3 protein-coding genes are annotated in these 20417 nt (G+C 68.4%); 1 reads left to right on the forward strand and 2 read right to left on the reverse strand.

Going from position 1 to position 20417, the window contains the following annotated elements; translation table 11 throughout:
• Positions 1 to 33 precede the first annotated feature (33 nt).
• A complete protein-coding gene (locus DAT37_RS40860; RefSeq protein WP_408637492.1) occupies positions 34 to 18255 on the reverse strand; it encodes an amino acid adenylation domain-containing protein in 18222 nt (6073 codons plus the stop codon).
• An 875-nt stretch (positions 18256 to 19130) separates the two neighbouring features.
• Between DAT37_RS40860 and DAT37_RS40865 the strand changes: the two genes are divergently transcribed.
• Positions 19131 to 19970, forward strand: coding sequence for a hypothetical protein (locus tag DAT37_RS40865; RefSeq protein ID WP_157978960.1), 840 nt, complete (start codon positions 19131 to 19133; stop codon positions 19968 to 19970).
• Positions 19971 to 20002: 32 nt separating this feature from the next.
• On the opposite strand, the gene DAT37_RS40870 is transcribed toward DAT37_RS40865, so the two are convergent.
• Positions 20003 to 20383 carry a MerR family transcriptional regulator gene (locus DAT37_RS40870; protein WP_109530303.1) on the reverse strand — a complete coding sequence of 127 codons (381 nt, stop codon included), beginning with the start codon at positions 20381 to 20383 and terminating at the stop codon, positions 20003 to 20005.
• Between the last annotated feature and the right edge of the window lie 34 nt (positions 20384 to 20417).

Genomic DNA, 20417 nt, shown 5'->3' on the forward strand with positions numbered 1-20417 from the left:
CGGCGGACGAGTGATCCTTCGCGCCGAACCCGATCATTCCAGTCGGGCGTTGAGGATCCCGGCGATCTCGGCGATCGCCGTGGGCGCGGTCATCTCCAGGTGCTCGGCGTCGATATCGAAGTCCGAGATCCGGCCGTCGACGAAGGGCGTCCATCCCCGATGTCCCTCGGCATCGGAGCGTCGGTCCCTGGTCGCGGTGAAGTACACCAGGTCGGTATCCACGACCGGGGGTCGCCAGGCGGCGGCCGCCCGGATCGAGAGGTTGTAGGCGGCGGTCAGGCGTTCGATCGTCGCGGCGTCGATATCGATGCCGTCACCCATATGCCGCGCGATCTGTTCGGCGGCTTCCTCCGCTGTCGCGTCGGCACTGACGAAATCGATGCCGAGGACGGGGCCGAGATTGCTGATCAGTTCCCCGGCCGTGATGGTCGAGACGGACGAGGCGTCGATACCACTGGATTCGGCGTCGAGCATGGCCAGCAGCGCGACCTCCTCCCCCTCGGCGCGCATCTCGGCGGCGATGGCGTGGGCGATCAGCCCGCCCAGCGACCAGCCCAGCAGGTGGTACGGGCCGTGCGGCTGGACCTTTCGGATCTCCTCGAAGTACCGGTGGGCGATATCGCCGATCGTCGTCGGGCCGGGATCCTCCCCGCCGATCTGGGGCGCCTGCAACCCGTAGATCGGCCTGCCGTCGGCGACGTACTGGTCGAGTACGTGGTAGCACCAGGCCAGACCGGAGGCGGGATGCACGCAGAACAGCGGCGCGCGTTCGCCCGACGTTCGGATCGGAAGCAGGACATCGATTCCGAGCGCGTTCGCGGTCGAGCCATCGTGACCGGAAGGGACCCCGGCCTCGATCCGCTTGGCGAGATCGGCGGGACTCGGGTCGGAGAACATCCAGCGAACCGGGATCTCGACATCGAGTTCCTTCTTCAATTCGCTCACCACCTGCACCGATCGCAGCGAGTTGCCGCCCAACGCGTAGAAATCGTCGTCGGCGCCGACCCGCGCCACACCGAGCACATGCTCGAACGCGCGCGCGACCTCCTCTTCGAGCCGGGAGGACGGCGCCCTGAACTCGCCGACCGCGAGCACCGGCTTCGGCAGCCGCGAGCGGTCCAGCTTGCCCGACATGGTCAGCGGCACCGTGTCGAGAACCATGACGGTGGTCGGCACCATGTATTTCGGCAGTTTGGTCGCCGCGTACGCGAGTACTTCCTCGGTGTCGACCGTCGCGCCCGCGATCGGGACGAGATAGCAGACGAGGTAGTCCACCGTGTCGGTGGCGACCACCGCGGCCACGGCGCGGGAGACGGCGTTGTGCTCGGCGAATACCGCCTCGATCTCGCCGAGTTCGATACGCAGGCCGCGCAACTTCACCTGGAAATCGGTGCGGCCCAGGTATTCCAGTTCGCCGCTGTGCTGCCAGCGCGCCAGATCACCGGTGCGGTACATCCGTCCACCCGGACTGTGCGGGTCGGCCACGAACCGTTCCGAGGTCAGGCCGGGCCGTGCGGTATAGCCGCGCGCGATCTGGGTGCCCGCCAGGTACAGTTCGCCCGCGACACCGGGCGGAACCGGCCGCAACCTGGAGTCGAGCACATAGGCTCGCGCGTTCCACACCGGCACGCCCATCGGCATACTCCCGGTGTCGGTCTCGCTCACCCGATGTGCCGTCGCGTGCAGCGTGAATTCGGTCGGACCGTACAGATTGTGCAACTCGGTCTCCGGCATCACCGGCCGCGCCGCCGCCACGACTTCCGCGCCGAACGCCTCGCCGCCGACGAGTACCGCCCGCAGGGTATCCAGCGAATGCGTCGGCGCGGCGTCCGCGAACACCGCCAGCATGGACGGCACGAACGAGGTCAGCGTGACCCCGTGTGCGGCGATGGTTTCCGCGAGGTAGGCCGGATCGGTATGGCCGTCGGGACGGGCGATCACCAGCCGCGCGCCCGCCGCGAGGGTGCCGAAGAGTTCCCACACCGAGACGTCGAAGGTCGCCGGTGTCTTCTGCAACACCACGTCCCGCGATGTCAGCGCGTAGGTCCCGCTGACCCAGCTCAACTGGTTGAGCACCGAATGATGCGGCACGGCCACGCCTTTCGGCCTGCCCGTCGAACCGGAGGTGAACATCACGTAGGCGAGGTTGTACGGGCGCAGCGGGGCGAGACGATCGTCGTCGGTGACGGGCGCCTCGTCGAATCCGGACAGATCCAGCCCGTCCAGGGTCGACAGTTCGACCACCGCGCCCGCGGTCGCCAGCATGTACTCGATGCGCTCGGCCGGGTGGTCCGGGTCGATCGGCACGTATCCGCCGCCCGCGGCGTGAACCGCGTACATCGCGACCACCTGATCCAGCGAACGCCGCATCCGCAGCGCCACCAACGACTCCGGACCGACCCCGCGCGTGATCAGCCAGCGCGCCAATCGGTTGACGCGCGAGGCGAACTGGGCGTAGGTCAGCGACTGGTCACCGAACAGCACCGCGGTGCGGTCGGCGTAGCGCTGCGCCGCGCGGGCGAAGGCCGAGGCCAGTGTCTCGTCCGGGAGCGGGTGGTCGGTCGAGTTCCACCGCACCAGCACGGTGTCCCGCTCCGCGGCGTCGAGCAGGTCGACGTCGTGCACCGGCCGAGCGGGGTCGGTCACCAGCGCGTCGAGCAACCGCAGCAGGCGGGCGATCAGTTTCGCGGCGGTACCCGAGTCGAACAGGTCGGTCGCGTAGGTCAATCCGCCCGTGATGCCCGAGGGAGCGCCGGTCTCGTCGTAGGTGTCCGACACCGTGACCTGTAGGTCGAACAGCGAGGTACCGGTGTCGGCGTCGAGTCCGGACATGGACAGTCCCGGTAGTTCGAGGTCGGTCCTGGCGAGATTCTGGAATGCCAGCATCACCTGGAACAGGGGGTGGTACGCGTGCGACCGGGCCGGATTCAACTCCTGAACCAGCCGTTCGAACGGCACGTCGGCGTGGCCGAAGGCGGCCAGATCGTTCTCACGCACCTGCTCGAGCAGTTCGCTGAACGACATCCCCGGACGCAATCGGGTCCGCAGCACGAGGGTGTTGACGAACATGCCGACCAGACCGTCGAGTTCCGGCTCGCCACGGCCGGCGTAGGGGGTGCCGATCGTGATGTCGTCGGTGTCGGCCAGCCGCGCCAGCGTCGCGGCCAACGCGGCGTGGAACACCATGAACAGCGTCGTGTTGTGCGCCCGCGCGATCCGCTGCAATCCGGCGTGCAGGTCGGCGCCGATATCGATCGGGATACTCACACCCGCGTAGGACGGGCTCGGCGGCCGCGGCCGGTCCGCCGGAAGTTCCAGCAGCGCGGGCATATCGGCCAATTGCCGCGTCCAGTAGTCGATCTGGGCGCGCAGCAGCGATTCGGGGTCGTCCTCGGTGCCGAGCACGGCATGCTGCCAGATCGAGTAGTCCGCGTATTGCACCGTGAGCGGCTCCCAGCCGGGCGCTTCGTCCAGCAGCCGGGCCTCGTAGGCGACCATCATGTCCCGCGCGAGCGGCCCGAGCGAGGACCCGTCACCGGCGATGTGGTGCATCACCACGGCCAGCACCCACTCCTGGGCGCCGAGTTCGAACAGGTGGACCCGGAACGGCACCTCGGTGGTCACATCGAACGGTGTCGCCAGCAGGTCCGAGACCGCTTGCGCCAGTTCGATCTCGGCGACCCCGGTCACGGCCATCGCCGGCGCGACGGCTTCGGCGGCGGGGAGGACGAGTTGGACGGGTTCGCCCGCGATCTCGGGATAGACGGTCCGGAGTACCTCGTGCCTGGTGACGACGTCACCGACCGCACTGTGCAGCGCGTCGATCTCCAACCGACCGGACAGGCGCAGCACGATCGGGATGCTGTAGGCGGGTGATTCGGGCTCGAACCGGTTCAGGAACCACATCCGCTGCTGGGCGTACGACAGCGGGATGTGTCGCGGGCGCGGCTGGGCGGTCAGCGCGAGCCGGGCGGTGTCGGTGTGGGTTTCGGCGCGCGCCGCCAATTTCTCGACGGTCGGCGCCTCGAAGATCATCGACACCGGCACATTCGTGTCGAGCGCGGCGCCGATCCGCGCGGCGACCCGGGTCGCCACCAGACTGTTGCCGCCGAGGTCGAAGAAGTCGTCGTCCGCGCCGACCGCGCGGCCGATGCCCAGCATCTCGGAGAACACTCCGGCCACGATCTCCTCCACCGGCGAGGCCGGGGCGCGGAACTGCTTGACCGCGACGATCGGGGCGGGCAGCGCCTTGCGATCGAGTTTTCCGCTGGGTGAGAGGGGGATCTCGTCGAGGACGACGACCGCGGCGGGCACCATGTACGGGGGCAGGGACTCGGCCAGTTCGGCACGCAATCGCTCACCCGAGATCGTCGCGTCCGCGACCGGCGCCACGTAGGACACCAACATCAGCGGCGCCGCCCCGTCGCGCCGGGGCACGGTCACCGCGAATCCCACGTCCGCGTGCGCGCCGAGCAGCGCGTCGATCTCGCCGAGTTCCACTCGGAAGCCGCGGATCTTCACCTGGAAATCGTTGCGTCCCACGAATTCCAGGTCGCCGTCGGTATTCCAGCGGACCACGTCACCGGTGCGGTACAGCATCCGTCCCGGCGCGCCGAAGGGGTGCGCCACGAACCGCGTGGCCGACGTGCCGGGCCTGTTCAGATATCCGCGGGCGAGCGCGGGGCCTGCCAGATACAGCTCGCCGCTCACCCCCGCGGGGACCGGCCGTAGCCGGTTGTCCAGTACCAGGGCCTGCATCGCGGGCAACGGAGCGCCGATCGTCGACGGCTCACCCGGGCGGAGCGGTTCGGTCGCCGAGGCGACGATCGTGGTCTCGGTCGGGCCGTACAGCACCCGGAACTGTCTGGCTCCCGCGCTGTCGGTGCGCACCCAGCGGTTGATCAGGTCGGTCGGGACCTCGTCACCACCGGACATCACGACCCGCAGCTCGTCGAGCCCGGCCGGATCCACCGAGGCGAGCGCGGCGGGAGTGACGAAGGCGTGCGTGACCCGCCGCGCGCGCAGCAATTCGGCCAGTTCGTCGCCACCGCGTATCTCCGAGGGCGCCACCACCAGCGCGGCGCCCGCACCGACCGCGAGCAGGATCTCCAGTAGTGAGGCGTCGAAGGAGGGCGACGCGAAATGCAGTACCCGCGAGTCGGGCCCGAGTTCGGTATCCGCGCGTTGTGCCGTGAGGTAGTCGGCGATGCCGGCATGGCTCACGACGACGCCCTTGGGCACACCGGTGGATCCCGAGGTGAAGATCACCCAGGCCACGTTCGAGGCCCGCAGTGGGCGCAACCGCTCTCCCTGTTCGACCGTCGCGCCGTCCAGCGCGTCGACCCGCGCCGACACCTCGGGGTCGTCGACGACGATCCATTCCATCGAATCGGGCAGCGCGGCGCGCGCGGAGGACACCGTCACCCCGAGTGCCGCGTGCGAATCCGCCACCATCTGCTCGATCCGGGCGGCCGGGTAGCCAGGATCGACCGGCACGTAGGCCGCACCCGATTTCACCACCGCCCACCACGCGACCACCGATTCCAGCGACCGCGCGACGGCCACGACGACGGGGCGATCCGGTCCGGCCCCGGCACCGATCAGCATCCGCGCCCATCGATTCGACCGCTCGTCGAGTTCGGCGTAGGACAGTTCGACATCTCCCGCCACCAGCGCGAGACCGTCACGATTGTCCCGCACGGCCGAGGCGAACACCTCCGGCAACAGTGTCGGCGCGGTCGCCGCGTGCGGACCGAACCGCGACAGCAGCGCGGACCGTTCGTCGTCGTCGAGCCAGTCGATATCCCCGACGGCGACCGTCGGGTCGTCGGCGACAGCTTCCAGTACCCGCAGCAACCGCGCGACGAATCCCACCACCGTCGCCTCGTCGAACAGATCCCGAGCGAACATCATCATGCCCGAGATTCCCTGTGTCACACCGGCTTTCGCGTACGAATCGGAGACGATCAATTGCAGGTCGAACTGCGAGATCCCGGAGTCGAAATCGGCCCGCGACACCGCGACGTCGGGGAGTACGACCTCGACGGTCGACAGATTCTGGAATGCCAGCGCGACCTGGAACAGCGGATGCTGTGCCTTCGAGCGCACCGGATTGAGTTCCTCCACCACCCGCTCGAACGGCACATCGGCGTGTTCGAACGCCAGTAGGTCGGTTTCCCTGATCCGTTCCAGCAGGTCGGCGAAGGCTTCGTCACCGCGCAGTGGAGTCCGCAGTGCCAGCGTGTTGACGAACATTCCCACCAGCGCGTCGAGCCCCGGTTCACCCCGGCCCGCGACCGGCGTGCCGATCACGACGTCGTCGCTGTCGCTCAAACGCCCCAGGACCACCGCCAGCGCGGCGTGTACCACCATGAACAGCGACGATCCGCGCGAACGTGCCAGTGCGAGCAGTCGACCGTGCAGTCTCGCCCCGATCTCCACCGGCACCCGGCCGCCCGCCAGCGACGCCACCGCGGGGCGAGGCCGGTCCGCGGGCAGGTCCAGTCGATCCGGGGCCTCGTCCAGCGTCGAACGCCAGAAAGCCAGTTGCGCGTGCATCAACGATTCCGGATCCTCGTCCGCGCCGAGCACCTGGCGTTGCCACAGCGCGTAGTCGGCGTACTGCACCTCGAGGGGCTCCCACACCGGCGCGTGTCCGGCCAGACGCGCCGCGTAGGCCGCCATCACGTCCCGTGCCAGCGGACCCATCGACTGGCCGTCACCGGCGATGTGATGGACGACGAGCACCAGCATGAACTGTCCGATGCCGCCGTCGGTCTCCTGGTCGACCTCGAACAGCCCGACCCGCATCGGCACCTGGGTGGTCACGTCGAATCCGCGCTGCACGAATTCGCCGACGACCTCCCTGACCGAATTCGCCGAGACACGCGTGGTCTCCACCACCAGTTGCGGATCGTCGAGTACCGACTGTCGCGGCTCACCGGCCGTCTCCGGATAGATCGTGCGCAACACCTCGTGGCGTCCGATCACGTCGTCCAGCGCCGCTTCCAGGGCCGCGGTGTCCAATTGACCCGACAGCCGCAGCATCACCGGAATGTTGTACGCGGCCGATTCCGGCTCCAGGCGGTTCAGGAACCACATCCGTTGCTGCGCCAGCGACAGCGGCACCGGATCGGGCCGCACCGTCGCGGTCAACGGCACCCGGCCACCCCCGCTGAGCGATTCGGCGAGTTCGGCCAGATCCTTGACGGTCGGTGACTCGAACAGCGACCGCACCGGAACCCGGACGTCCAAGGCGGCGCCGACCCGCGCCGCGACCAGCGACGCGGTCAGCGAGTCACCACCGAGGGCGAAGAAATCGTCGTCGACGCCGACCTGATGGACATCGAGCACCTGCTCGAAGGCGGTCGCGACGACGGCTTCCAGCCACGTCGACGGCGCCCGGAACTCCCGAACGGCGAAGACCGGTTCCGGGAGACGGTCCCGATCCAGCTTCCCGGTCTGGGTCAAAGGAACCTCGTCGAGCACCATGACGGCGGCGGGCACCATGTAACCGGGCAGCACCTCGGTCAGCGCCGTGCGCAACTGCTCACCGGACAGGGTGGTGCCCGGCGACGGTGTCACATACGACACCAGGATCGACGGGCGGCGATCGTCGCTGCGCGGCACGGTGACCGCGAACGCCACGTTCGCGTGCGCGCCCAGCGCCGCGTCGATCTCGCTCAGCTCGACCCTGGTGCCACGTACCTTCACCTGGAAATCGTTGCGCCCCAAGAATTCCAATTGGTCGTCGGCGTTTCGCCGGACCATATCGCCGGTGCGGTACATCGGACGTCCGGGCTCGCCGAACGGGCAGGCGACGAACCTCGCTGCGGTGAGCCCGGGCCTATCGATGTATCCCTCGGCCAGTCCCGGCCCGAACAGATACAGCTCACCCGCGACACCGAGCGGCACCGGACGCAGCCAGGTGTCGAGCACGACGGTCGCGACGGGTCCGACCGGCCCGCCGATGGTGATCGGCGCGCCCGGCTTGAGCGCTTCGCTCGCGGTGGCCCAGATGGTCGACTCGGTCGGCCCGTAGAGGTTGACCATGGTCCGGTCCGGCGCCCACCGATCGACCAGTTCCGGTCCGACCGCTTCACCGGCCGTCGCCAGTACGCGCAACCCGTCCAGGCCCTCGCGCGGGACCGTGGCCAGCGCCGACGGTGTCAGCACGGCGTGTGAAACCTGTTCTCGCCGGATCAGATCCGCGAGTTCGCGACCGCCGAAGACCTCCGGCGGCGACAGCACCAGCCTGCCGCCGGAGCCGTGCGCCATCAGCAGTTCGAAGATCGAGGCGTCGAAGCTGGGCGAGGCGACCTGGAGTACCGTCGACGCGCGGTCGACACCGAGCAGTTTGCGTTGCGCCGCGACGACATCGCCCAGACCTCGATGACCGAGCAGCACGCCCTTGGGTGTTCCGGTCGAACCGGAGGTGTAGATCACGTACGCGGTGCGATCGATCCTGATCGGGCCGCCGCGATCGGCATCGGTGATCGCGGCGTCGGACACCGACGCCATGACGGCGAGGGTGTCCTCGTCGTCGACGATCAGCCAGTCGACGACATCGGGCAGGGATTTCCTGGAGGCGGTGACGGTCAGCCCCATCGACGCGCCGGAATCCGACAGCAGGAATCCGATGCGCTCGGCGGGCAGATTCGGGTCGATCGGCACGAACGCGGCACCCGCCTTCGCGGCGGCCCAGATCGTGACGATCCCCTCCAGCGAGCGCGGGAACGCGCAGGCGACGACCGCCGGACGTCCACCGGTGCGCCGCAGCAGGATTCGGGCGAGGCGGTTGGAGCGCTCGTCGAGTTCGCCGTAGGTGGTCGCGACCTCACCGCATGTCACCGCGATCGCGGCGGGTTCGCGGGAGGCGGAACCGGTGAGGATGTCGGGCAGCGGTACGGGGTAGACGTGTTCGACCGCGGTAGGCCACGACGGACCCGGTTCCTCCAGTGTGATCGCACCGAGCCGGGTGGCCGGTTCCGCGGCGACCCTGTTCAGCAGTTCGACGAACCGGTCGAGTATCTTCCGCGCTCGCGCCGTGTCGAATTCGTCCACGAGGAACCTGAGGGTGATCTGCAAACCCTGCGCGTTGCCGTTGTCGGCGGGCTGCGGGGCGACGACCAGGCTCAACGGATACGGGGTGGCGTCGATGCCGGTGATGTCGTCGATACGCAGACCCGCGGATTCCACGAGGTGCTGTAGCGCGCCCTGGTGCAGGGGGAACGACTGATAGGCCAGCGCGGTGTCGAAGAGTTCGGACACCCCGACGCTGCGATGGATATCGGGCAGACCGATGTAGTGGTGGTCCAACATGGCGGCGTGCTGTTCCTGAATGTGAACCAGCAACTGCCGCAACGAGAGATCCGGTTCGAGCCGCACCCGGACGGGCACCGTGTTCAGGAACATGCCCAGCGTCTGCTCGACCCTCGGCAGCTCCGGCGGCCTGCCCGATACCGCCGAGCCGAAGATCACTTCGGTGTCACCGGTCAGCACCCGCAGGTTCAGTGCCCAGGCCGCGGCCAGGGCGGTGTTGAGGGTGACGGCCGCTTCGGCCGCGACCGCGCGCAACTGTCCGAACCGCTGCGCCGACAGCTCGGCGACGATCTCGCCCGCCGCCGTCGAACCTCCGGCGGCGCCGCGACGGGCGACGCGGGTCGGCGAGTCGATATCGGAATAGGCCCGCGCCCACGCGGCCCTGGAAGCGGCGGCATCCTGTCGACGCAACCAGGCGAGGTAGTCCCGATAGGAGGGGGCGGGGCCGGTCGCCTCGATCTGCGACGGAGACCCGTAGTACTCGAGTAGTTCCCGCATCAGCAGCGGCATCGACCAGCCGTCGAGGATCACGTGATGATTGGTGACCAGCAGCCGGAACGTACCGGCATCGACACGGATCAGCGTGAACCGGATCAGCGGCGGGGCCGCGAGGTCGAAGCCCGCCGCGGCGTCCGCGGCGGCGAAAGCGGCGATGTCGGTGGGAGATTCCGCATCGCCGACCTCGGTCAGATCGACATCGTGGAACGGGACGTCGGCGTGGTTCAGCACGATCTGGCACGGCCCGGCGGCCGTCTCGGTGAACGCGGCCCGCAGGATGTCGTGCCGGTCCACGAGCGCCTGGGCGGCGCGGCGCAGGCGCTCACCGTCGACCTCGCCGGAGAAACCGATCATCGTCTGCACGGTGTAGTTGTCGACGGCGTCCTGGTCGAACATCGAGTGGAAGTGGATGCCGGACTGCATCGGCGAGAGCGGCCACACGTCGGCCAGCGCACGATACTGCTGCTCGAGTCGTTCGATATCGGGTTGCGCGAGGGCAACGAGCGGGAAATCCGAGGGTCGGTAGGCGCGTGCCTCGCCGCGGTGGCCGGTCCGATGCAGGGGACGTTCCTCGATCGGCACGGGGGCCGGTTCGCCGCGCGCGATCGCGGCCAGGGCGGCGACCGTCTTGCCCTCGAACACATTGCGCGGGGTGATGGTGAGTCCGGCGGACCTGGCCAGCGCCACCAACCGCATCGAGACGATGCTGTCGCCGCCGAGGGTGAAGAAGTTGCTGTCGGCCGAGACGTTCTCCAGATGCAGCACATCCGCGAACAACTGCGCCATGAGATGTTCGGCGGGCGTCGACGGCGGCCTGCCGCCCTCGCTCTCCGAGCGGAAGGCGCGCTCGCGCAATGCCTTACGGTCGATCTTGCCGGTCGGCGTGAGCGGCATCGAATCCAGTTCCACGATCGCCGTCGGGTTCATATAGTGAGCGAGGGTGTCGGCGAGGTCTTCGTGCAGTGCTCGCACGTCGAGCGTGGCGCCCGACGCGGCGACGATGTAGGACACCAGGACCGGCTGACCCGCCGGTCCCCGCTGGGCGACGGTGGCGACACTGGACACCGCGCCGTGTCGTGCCAGGTGGGCGTCGACATCGCCCGGCTCGATCCGCAGGCCGTGGATCTTGACCTGCTGGTCGTTGCGGCCCAGGTAATCCAGTTCCAATCCGTCCCGGCCACGCACCCAGCGCACGGAATCGCCGGTGCGGTAGATCCGCTCACCGCCTGCCGAGCGCGGGTCGGCGACGAATCGCGACGCGGTCACCCCGGGGCGATCGAAGTAGCCGCGGGCGAGTCCCGGTCCGCCGAGATAGAGTTCGCCGACCACCCCGACCGGCACCGGACGCATCCACATATCGAGGACCGCCGCCGTGACACCGCGGATCGGACGCCCGATCGTCACCGGTTCACCGGGCCGCAGCATCTCCGAACCGGTTGCCCAGATGGTGGTTTCGGTGGGTCCGTAGTGATTCATCAGCCTGCGCCGCGGCGCCCACCGGTTCACGGTGTCCGATCCGGTGGCCTCACCGACGACCGCGATGGCCCGCAGCGACGGCAGTCCGGACGGATCCATCGTATTCAGCGCCGACGGGGTGATGATGGCGTGCGAAACCTTCTCCGCCCGAATCAGTTCCGCGAGATCACTGCCCGCGTACACGTGCGGCGGCGCCACCACGAGGCAGGCGCCGCTGCTGTGGGCGAGCAGTACCTCCGACAAGCAGGCGTCGAACCCCGGCGAGGCGACCTGGAGGACCGCCGAATCGGCGTCCGCGCCGAAGGCTTCGGCCTGCGCGGCGACGAGATCGGCCAGACCTCGGTGACTGAGTTCGACCGCCTTCGGCTTGCCCGTCGATCCGGAGGTGTAGATCATGTAGGCCGCGTTGTCGGGCCGGATCGCGCCCGCCACCACCGGTTCGCCGGTCGAGCGGTGCACCGCGGGCATGTCGTCCAGGTACAACCAGTCGACCGATTCCGGAAGGCGCGCGGCGACGGCGTCGACCGTCACCCCCAGCTTGCTCCCGGAGTCGGACAGCAGCTCCGCGATCCGTTCGGGCGGGTTGCCCGGATCGAGCGCGACGAAGGCGGCGCCGGTCTTCGCCACGGCCCAGATCGCCACGACCAGTTCGACCGAGCGCGGAACGGCCAAGGCGACGAACGACTCGGGACGGGCGCCACGGTCGATCAATTCGGCGGCTGCCCGGTCCGCGCGGTGTTCCAGTTCGCGATAGGTCAGCGCGATATCACCGCAGCGCACCGCCTGCGCGTCCGGATACCGGCGCGCGGTCGCGGACAGGATGTCGCGCAGGGTGAGTTCGGCCGCGGGCGAGCCGCTTTCGGTCGAGAGCAGTTCGGCGCGTTCGGAATCCCAGCACGAGGCGACGGCCGCGACCTTCTCGGCGGGGGCGGTGACGATCTGCCGCAGGATCAATTCGTACCGTTCGAGCAGCGTGCGGGCCTCCTGCTGCCCGAGCCGGTCGGTGGCGAATCGCAAGGTCACCAGGTAGCAGCCGGGCTCGCCCGGGTCGGACCGGCCCGCGCGCACCGGGCGCGGCGGGGTCACCTGCAAACTCAGCGGATACGGCGTGGCATCGTGGGCGACCAGATCGACGAATTGCAGTCCGGCGTCGGCGAGACTGCGCTTCAATCCCTCCCGGTCGAGCGGGTAGGACTCCAGCACCGTCACCGTGTCGAACATGTCGGCGATCCCGGTGGCGCGCTGCAACTCCGACAGACCGATGTGCAGGTGATCCAGCATGGCGGCCTGCTCGGATTGCGCGCGCACGAGCAGTTCGGCCACGGTTTCGTCGGGGTCGAGCCGGACCCGCACCGGCAGGGTGTTGATGAACAGACCGATCATGCGCTCGATACCGGGGATCTGGGGCGGGCGGTTCGACACGGTATTGCCGAAGACCACATCCGACCGTCCGGTCATGACCGTGAGCAGCAGCGACCACGCCACCTGTAGCGAGGTGTTGGCGGTGACGCCGTGGGAGCGGCCGAGGCCGAACACCGCGGCCGTGGTCTCCGGATCGAGGCTCAGGTCGACTTCGCCGTTGCGGGCGGTGACCGTGCGATCCGGTCTGCCCGTGACCCGCGTCGGGCTCTCGATCTCCGCGAGCGTCTGCCGCCACGCGTTCGTCGCGGCCTCACCGTCCTGTGCGTGCAGCCACTGTAGGTAGTCCCGGTAGGAGCGCGTCTGCGCGAGTTCGGGTGTCTCGCCGTCGGATATGTAGTACGCGAGCAGATCGTGCACGATCAGCGGCATCGACCAGCCGTCGAGCACGATGTGGTGGTTGGTGATGAGTAGCTGGAACTCCTCGTCGGCCACGCGGATGAGATGGAAACGCACCAGCGGCGGACGGGCCGGATCGAACGCCTCCGTCGCCGCGCCTGCCAGTCGTCGTAGTTCGCGCTCGCGGTCTCCGGCATCGCCGATATCGGTGATATCCGATTGCCGCCAATCGACCCGGACATCGCGCAGCACGATCTGGCGCGGCCCATCGCTGCTCTCCACGAACGCGGCCCGCAGGCTGTCGTGCCGGTCGATGAGTGCCTGGGCGGCCTGGCGCATCCTTTCGGCGTGCACCTTCCCGCCGAGGGTGAGCGCGGCCTGCACGATGTAGCCGTCGACGCCGTCGCCGTCGTAGATGGCGTGGAACAGCAGTCCGGACTGCAACGCGGTCAGCGGCCACACGTCGACCATCGACGGGTATTCGCGCAGCCAGCGGTCGATATCGTCCTGCGTCGCCTCGACCAGCGGGAAGTCCGAGGCGGTGAACCCACCCGCGGAATCGGATCGCGCGTGCCGGGCCAGCGCGCCCAGCGCCCGCACCCACAGGTCGGCGAGTTCCTCGACATCGGCGGCGGGGAGCACCTGTGCGGCGTACTCCCAGGTCGCGTCGAGTTCGAGCCCGTCGGGGCCCTGTTCGGCGATCGCGTTGATATCGAGTACGGCGGCCAGCGCCATCCGCGGATCGCTCGTCGCGGTCAGCGCGTCGAATTCGGCGGTCGGGGCCCACGGTCCCGAATGTTCGCGCGCGGCAACGCGTCCCAGGTAGTTGACGCTGATCTGGGGTTCCGGTGAACTCCCGAGTTCGGCGTGCCCCCGCGGATCCAGGGCGCGCAGCATCCCGTAACCGATGCCGTTGTCGGGCACCGCACGCAGTTGTTCCTTCACCTGCTTGATCGCCAGTCCCGCGGCCTCGCCGCCGGCGAACGCGTCGTCCAGGTCGATGTCGCGCAGGGCGAGCCGGACCGGGAACCGGGTGGTGAACCAGCCGACGGTGCCGACGAGATCGGCCCCCGGAACGGCCTGTTCCTCACGCCCGTGTCCCTCCAGCGAGATGACCTCACCGCCGACGGTCATATCCCGCGTCCGCCGCCACCGCGCCAGGGCCAACGCGAGCGCCGCGAGCAGCGCGTCGTTGGCGCCGCCGTGGAAACGCGCCGGAATCGTGGTGAGCACCGTCTCGGTGACCTCGGCCGGGAGACGCAGCCGGATCTTGCCCGCCGTTTCCCCGGTATCACGATCCGGATCGAGCGGTCGCGCTCCGAGAAGCTGATCACCTTGGGCGAGAACGGCTTTCCACCGTTCGAGTTCCGCTGAGCGCCGCTCGGGCAACTGTTCGACCAGACCGTGTGCCCACCGGCGGACCGAGGTCGTCGCGGCGGCGAAACGCGGGTCGTCGCCCTCGTGGATCTGCTGCCACGCCTGGGCGAGGTCGGTGAGGATGACGCGCCACGACACCGCGTCGACCGCGAGATGGTGGACGACCAGCCACAACAGATCGGGTGCGGCGCCGTCGCGATCGGTCATCCAGACGAATTGCGCGAGCACACCGGCACGGGGATCGAGCCGGTCGGCGCCCGCCTGGAGATGCGCGTCGATTTCCGCGGCGTCGCGCCGGTCGAGGTCGACGCGGACCAGGGCGGCGTCGACGTCCACCGATCCCGGTTCGCCCACCTCGAGGTGCGGGTCGTCGGAGTCGACGCCGCACAGCACCGCACGCAGAATGTCGTGGTGGTCGATCACCGCGGTCAGCGCGCGCACGAGTTCCGCGCGCTCGATTCCGTCCGGGAGTTCGATGAGCGCGGCCTGGGTGAACCGGTCGAAATGACCCCGTTCGAGCATCGCGTGCATGATCGGCGACAGCGGCATCGGCCCGACACCGCCGCCGGGCAGTTCGACCAGACGCTGGTCGGCTCCCGCGTCGGTGGCGGTGGCGGCCAGCGCCGCGACGGTCTTGTGCGAGAACACATCCTGCGTGGAGAACGCCAGACCGGCGGCCTTGGCGCGCGCCACCAGTTGGATCGACAGGATACTGTCGCCGCCCAGCGCGAAGAAGCTGTCGTCCGCGCCGACCCGCTCCACTCCGAGTATCTCGGCGAACAGCGTCGCCAGCACGGTCTCCCCGGGGGTGGCGGGCGGCCTGCTCGCCGCTTCGGAGCCGAAAACAGGTTCGGGCAACGCGTTTCGATCGACCTTGCCGAACGCGTTCACCGGGAGGTTGTCCATCGGCAGGATCACCGCGGGAACCATATGCGGCGGCAGGGACTCGCGCGCGAACCGCTCGAGTTCGGTCGGATCGACCCAACGGCCGCGCACCGCCACCACATAGGAGGCGAGCACGGTCACGCCCGCCTTGTTGCGCACCGGCACGGTGACCGAGAGATCCACATCCTCGTGTCCGGCGAGCGCCGCGTCGATCTCGCCCGGTTCGATCCGGTAGCCGCGGATCTTCACCTGGAAGTCGGTGCGGCCCATCAACTCCAGCGTCATCGCCGAATCCTCGCCCGCCCAGCGCGCGATATCGCCGGTCCGGTACATCCGGTCCCCCGGACCGCCGTACGGATTCGCGACGAATCGCGCCGCGGTCTGGTCGACCAGGTGACTGTAACCGCGCGCCGAGCCGGGGCCGGACAGATACAGCTCCCCCGCGGTGCCCTTCGGCACCGGTTGCAGGGTGCGGTCGAGGATCATCGCCGATACGCCACGGATGGGGGTGCCGACGGTCGGTTCGCCGTCGGGTTCCATGACCGCGCCGGCGGCGGTCACGGTCGTCTCGGTGGGCCCGTACTCGTTGTGCATGGCACATGTGCGTGCCCACCGCTCGATGACATGCGGCGGGCAGGCGTCGCCGCCGACCACCACCACGCGCAGATCCGTCAGCCGATTCGAATCCACGGTGGCCAGCATCGCCGGCGTCAGCGTCAGGTGGGTCACGCCCTCGTCGGCGAGCAGTTCGGTCAGCTTCTCACCACCGATCACCTCGGGCGGCACGATCACCAGCGTCGCGCCGTTCGCGAAGCAGGTCAGGAACTGTTCCATCGAGGCGTCGAAGCTGGGCGAGAGCGCGTAGGACACCCGCGAGGACGCGTCGAGACCGTAGGCCTCGGTGCGATCGGCGACGAGATTGGCGATGCCGGTGTAGGTGACCTGGACACCCTTCGGCACTCCGGTCGATCCCGAGGTGTAGGTCACGTACGCGAGGTTGGCCGCACGTAGCGGGCGGGTCCGCTCCTCGTCGCGGATCGGGCCCGCCGCGGCGTCGGCGCAGATCCGCACGGTGTCGATGTCGTCGAGAACCATCCGGTGCACCGAATCCGGTAGACGTTCACCGTAGGCGCCGATGGTGATCACCACTCGCGCGCCGCTGTCGGCGATCATGTGCTCGATGCGCTTGCGCGGATACTCCGGATCCACCTGCACGATCCCGGCCCCGGCCTTCGCGACCGCCCACACCGCCGTGACCGATTCGACCGAACGTCGCAGCACGATCGCCACCACCGTGTCCGGTCCCGCTCCCTCGGCGATCAGCCGCCGCGCCAGTTGCGAGGATCTGGTGTCGAGCTCGCCGTAGGTCACGGAGCGCCCGCTCGACGCGATCGCGATCGCGCGCGGATCGCGCTGCGCGCTGTAGGCGAGGATGTCCGGGAGCAGCCGGGTTCCGATGCTGCGCGGACCGCGCACGGGCAGCAGTGCCGACCGTTCTTCGGGCTCGAGCAGGGGCAGCCGGCTGACCTGGTGGTCCGCGCCGCCCGCGAGGAAGTTGTGCAGGAACATCACGAAGCGCCGGTGGTGTCCCGCGAGCTCGTCCGGGCTGTAGACGTTCGGATTCCCCTGGAAATCGATATGGGTGCTGTCCTTGCCCCCGCCCGGGTAGATGTTGACGAACAGATCGGCGGTGGGTCCCGAGGTCAGGACGTTCAGGCGGCCGGTCGTCTCACCGAGCACCATCTCGTTCTCGAGCATCATGAGGTTCACGGCGGGCCCGAAGGACGCGGCCTCGTCGCGCGCGATCCCCATGTCGTGGAAGATGTCCTCCTGGCGGTAGCGCTGGCGACGAAGCGCACTGGTCAGCTCGCTCTGAGCGGCGGCGACCACCGCACCGACGGTGAGGCCCGCGACCGGCACGCGCAACGGGACGACATTGGCGACCATGCCCCCCGACCGTCGCAGCACCGCCGAATGCCGACCGGAGACCGGCAGGCTCAGCAGTACTTCGTCGCTACCGGTCATGCGGGCGAGGTAGGTCGCGAAGGCCGCGACGATGATCGGCGCGACGCTCGTGCCGCGGTCCAGGACGGTGGCGTCGAGCAGTTTCGCGGTGTCCTCCGGCAGCGGAACGCTGACGAGGGTCGGATGAATCGTGGGTTTGCTGACCCGACCGGCCAGGCTCACCACCGGCGGCGCGCCCGCGAGATGCTCGGTCCAGTACTTGCGGTCGTTCTCGAACCGTGTCGACCCCGGATAGGTCAGGTCCTGATCGATGACATCGGCGAGATCGTTCGCCGTGGTCGGCGGAACTTCTTCGCCGTTTACCCAAGCGTTGTACAGCTCGCGAATCCGGTGCATCATCGTGACCGCCGCGTAGCCGTCCAGAGCGATATGGTGCGCGCGCTGGTACCACAGGAAATGATTCTCGCCGATCCGGTACACGACGCAGGTCATGAGACGGTCGCTCAGTAAATCCAGCGGTTTCGAATAATCCTCTACCATCAGCCGATGCGCGGTCGCCACCGGATCGACGTACCGACGCAAATCCGTGACCGCAACGTCGGGCTCCTGTGTCAGATCGACGAACTGACGCGGTTCGCCGTCGACTTCGATGAGGCGCAGATGTCCCGACCCGAATTCTCGACCAGCGGTCTTGCATGCTTCGACAAGTAATTCAGGTTTCAATTCGCCAACGATCTCGACATATTGTGCAACGGATATCGGGGAGGCGCCCGCGAGATGTTGCGCGAACCATATTCCCCGCTGCGCCGCGGACAGACGAAGCACATCGAAGGATGCATCGTTCATGAATCCATTGCCGCTGCGCGCTTCGGAACCGTTACCGGAAATCATTTGACCGGAAAATTCGGATGAACCGACCTGCGATGAGTTGGACCGCCCGGAACGGCTGTCGAAGTTACGCTGGGACGTGGTCATCTGACCTCCATGCATTCATCATTTGCGGAGCGAACGGCCCTCGGGAGTCGCTGACGACCCCGGACCGCCCCGGATGCGTCATCTGCGCAGGCCGAGGGCGGAATCAGCACGATTCGAGAGCTCGCGACGCCACCCGGAGGTCAGGGCCTCGGTGGCTGGAGAGCGCGCGGCGACCGTCGGCGGTTTCGGCCGGAGGCCGTCACTCGCGTCGGATCGTCACGAATCCGAATGTTTGAGTCGTATGCGGCGATTCCAGCGGCGACCGTCGGCGGTCGACGCCCGACCCCGGTCGTGCGGATCGCCGTGGGATGCGTCGGACGGAAAGCAGATATCGTTATGATTCATCGGTTGCACCGCACAGATCTGAGAAGTAGGGTCTTGCACCAATTTGTGCCGAATCGAACGACAGCTCTGTCGTCGATTTTGCGCAACGGATTCGTCGCACCCCTGACAAGCGGGACGCTTCTCCCCGACTTGCCGAACCCCGTTGGCCGAAACATTCCGACCGGCAGTCGCCGAATCACGCTAGCTGTGTCGGCGAACAGCTTGAATCAGTAATCATATCGGGGAGCAACTCCGTCCGCAATGATCATTAACGGCACCCGGTATGCGACGCTCACTATATAGGGATACGCGACCGGATGCCCGGTCGGTTACCGACGATAATTCATCCCCGGAGCCGGTAATAAATGAATCCACCGACCGTCGAACGCACGGTTGGTAAACTGCGCAGCCGGGTAGTCGTCTCGACGAAGTGGGATACGACGCGATACTCGGCGTCGTATCGGGTTTCGGCAACGCCGCAATCCCCACCGTGCGTGAACCGAGAACCGCCGAATCAGAAACGTAGGTCCTACCGAGGAATGAGGTAGCCCATGGGCACATACCGCAGGCCCACCGCTTCGCACCGCTCCTCCCTCTTACGCCCCGCCATCGTCGTGCTCGGCGGTGCCGTTTGCGCGGCGGTAGCGGGCACCACACCCGCCGTCGCCGACGACCAGCCGGGCATCGCATCGGCCGGACAGCTCCCCTTCTCCTTCGCCGTGCCCGCCTTCGACACCGGTCTGATCGGCGCCATCCCGTTCGGCGCCCCGCCGACCGACGCCGGACAACCTCTCGCCCCCGCCGAGGAGATCACGCGGATCATCACCGACGCGCTCGGCATGCCACCCGAGGTCGCCGCACCGGCACCGGCGGCATGGACCGATTCGACCGAGCCGATGCCCGCCATGACAGCGGTCGACGAGCCCGAGCCGAACGCGCTGCCCCAGGCGAACGAGATCCGCGTCGGCAACATCGAACTCTCCCGGCCGAGTATCGTGCCCGCGGAGCAGGCCGCCCAGATCAACGCGGGTGCGGCCGAGGTCGAGGACGTGGTGTCGGATGTGCTCGACAGCAACGGCGTCGATCAGGCGCGCTCCGACGAGATGGCGGCGCGGATGGTCGGCGACGCCGCGGTCGGCGCGGTCATCGGCGGCGTGGTGGTCGCCCCCGTCGCCGCGGCGGTCGGCGCGGTCGTCGGAGGCGTGGCCGGGTTCGTCTTCGGTATCCCGTTCCTGCCGACGGGGCTGGTCGTGGGGCCGGTTGTCGGCGCGACCATGGTCGCGGCGCTGGTCGCCGTGCCCGCGGTGCTCGCGGGCGCGGTGATCGGCGCGGGTGTCGGCGCGGTCGACGGCTGGAACGCACCGCTCGATCCGCCGCCGCCCGCGGGCTGAGCCGAGGTTCGGCCCTCGCGGCACCGAGCCGGTCAGGATTCGGCGGCGATGCGGTCACCTTCGAGGACGGTTTCGAGGTATTCGGCCACGGCGTCCCGGTTGCGGACGAGCACCTCGATCCGTCGCGTCATCCGGTCGCGCTCGTGTTCCAGGGTCGCGATCATCTCCGGCGTCGCGTCGGAGAAATGGATGACGCGCGGCTTGTTCAGGCAGGGCAGGATCTGCTTGATGATCCGGGTCGGCAGACCGGCGTCGAGCAGGCCGCGTATCTGTAGGACCCGGTCGATGAACGCGGCGTCGTATTCGCGATACCCGTTGGCTGCCCGCTGCGAGACGATCAGTCCCTGCTCCTCGTAATACCGCAGGAGACGGCGGGACGTGCCGGTCCTGTCCGCCAATTCACCGATTCGCATGTGCCCTACCTCACAGTCCAACGAGCCTTGACCT

Origin of the sequence: Nocardia aurea (assembly GCF_003123685.1) — a bacterium.
In the GTDB taxonomy this organism is placed as follows: Bacteria; Actinomycetota; Actinomycetes; order Mycobacteriales; family Mycobacteriaceae; genus Nocardia; species Nocardia aurea.

Coding starts and splice junctions, on each gene's coding strand:
- DAT37_RS40860 (WP_408637492.1), bottom strand. CDS start 18,255: ATGACCACGTCCCAGCGTAACTTCGACAGCCGTTCCGGGCGGTCCAAC.
- DAT37_RS40865 (WP_157978960.1), top strand. CDS start 19,131: ATGGGCACATACCGCAGGCCCACCGCTTCGCACCGCTCCTCCCTCTTA.
- DAT37_RS40870 (WP_109530303.1), bottom strand. CDS start 20,383: ATGCGAATCGGTGAATTGGCGGACAGGACCGGCACGTCCCGCCGTCTC.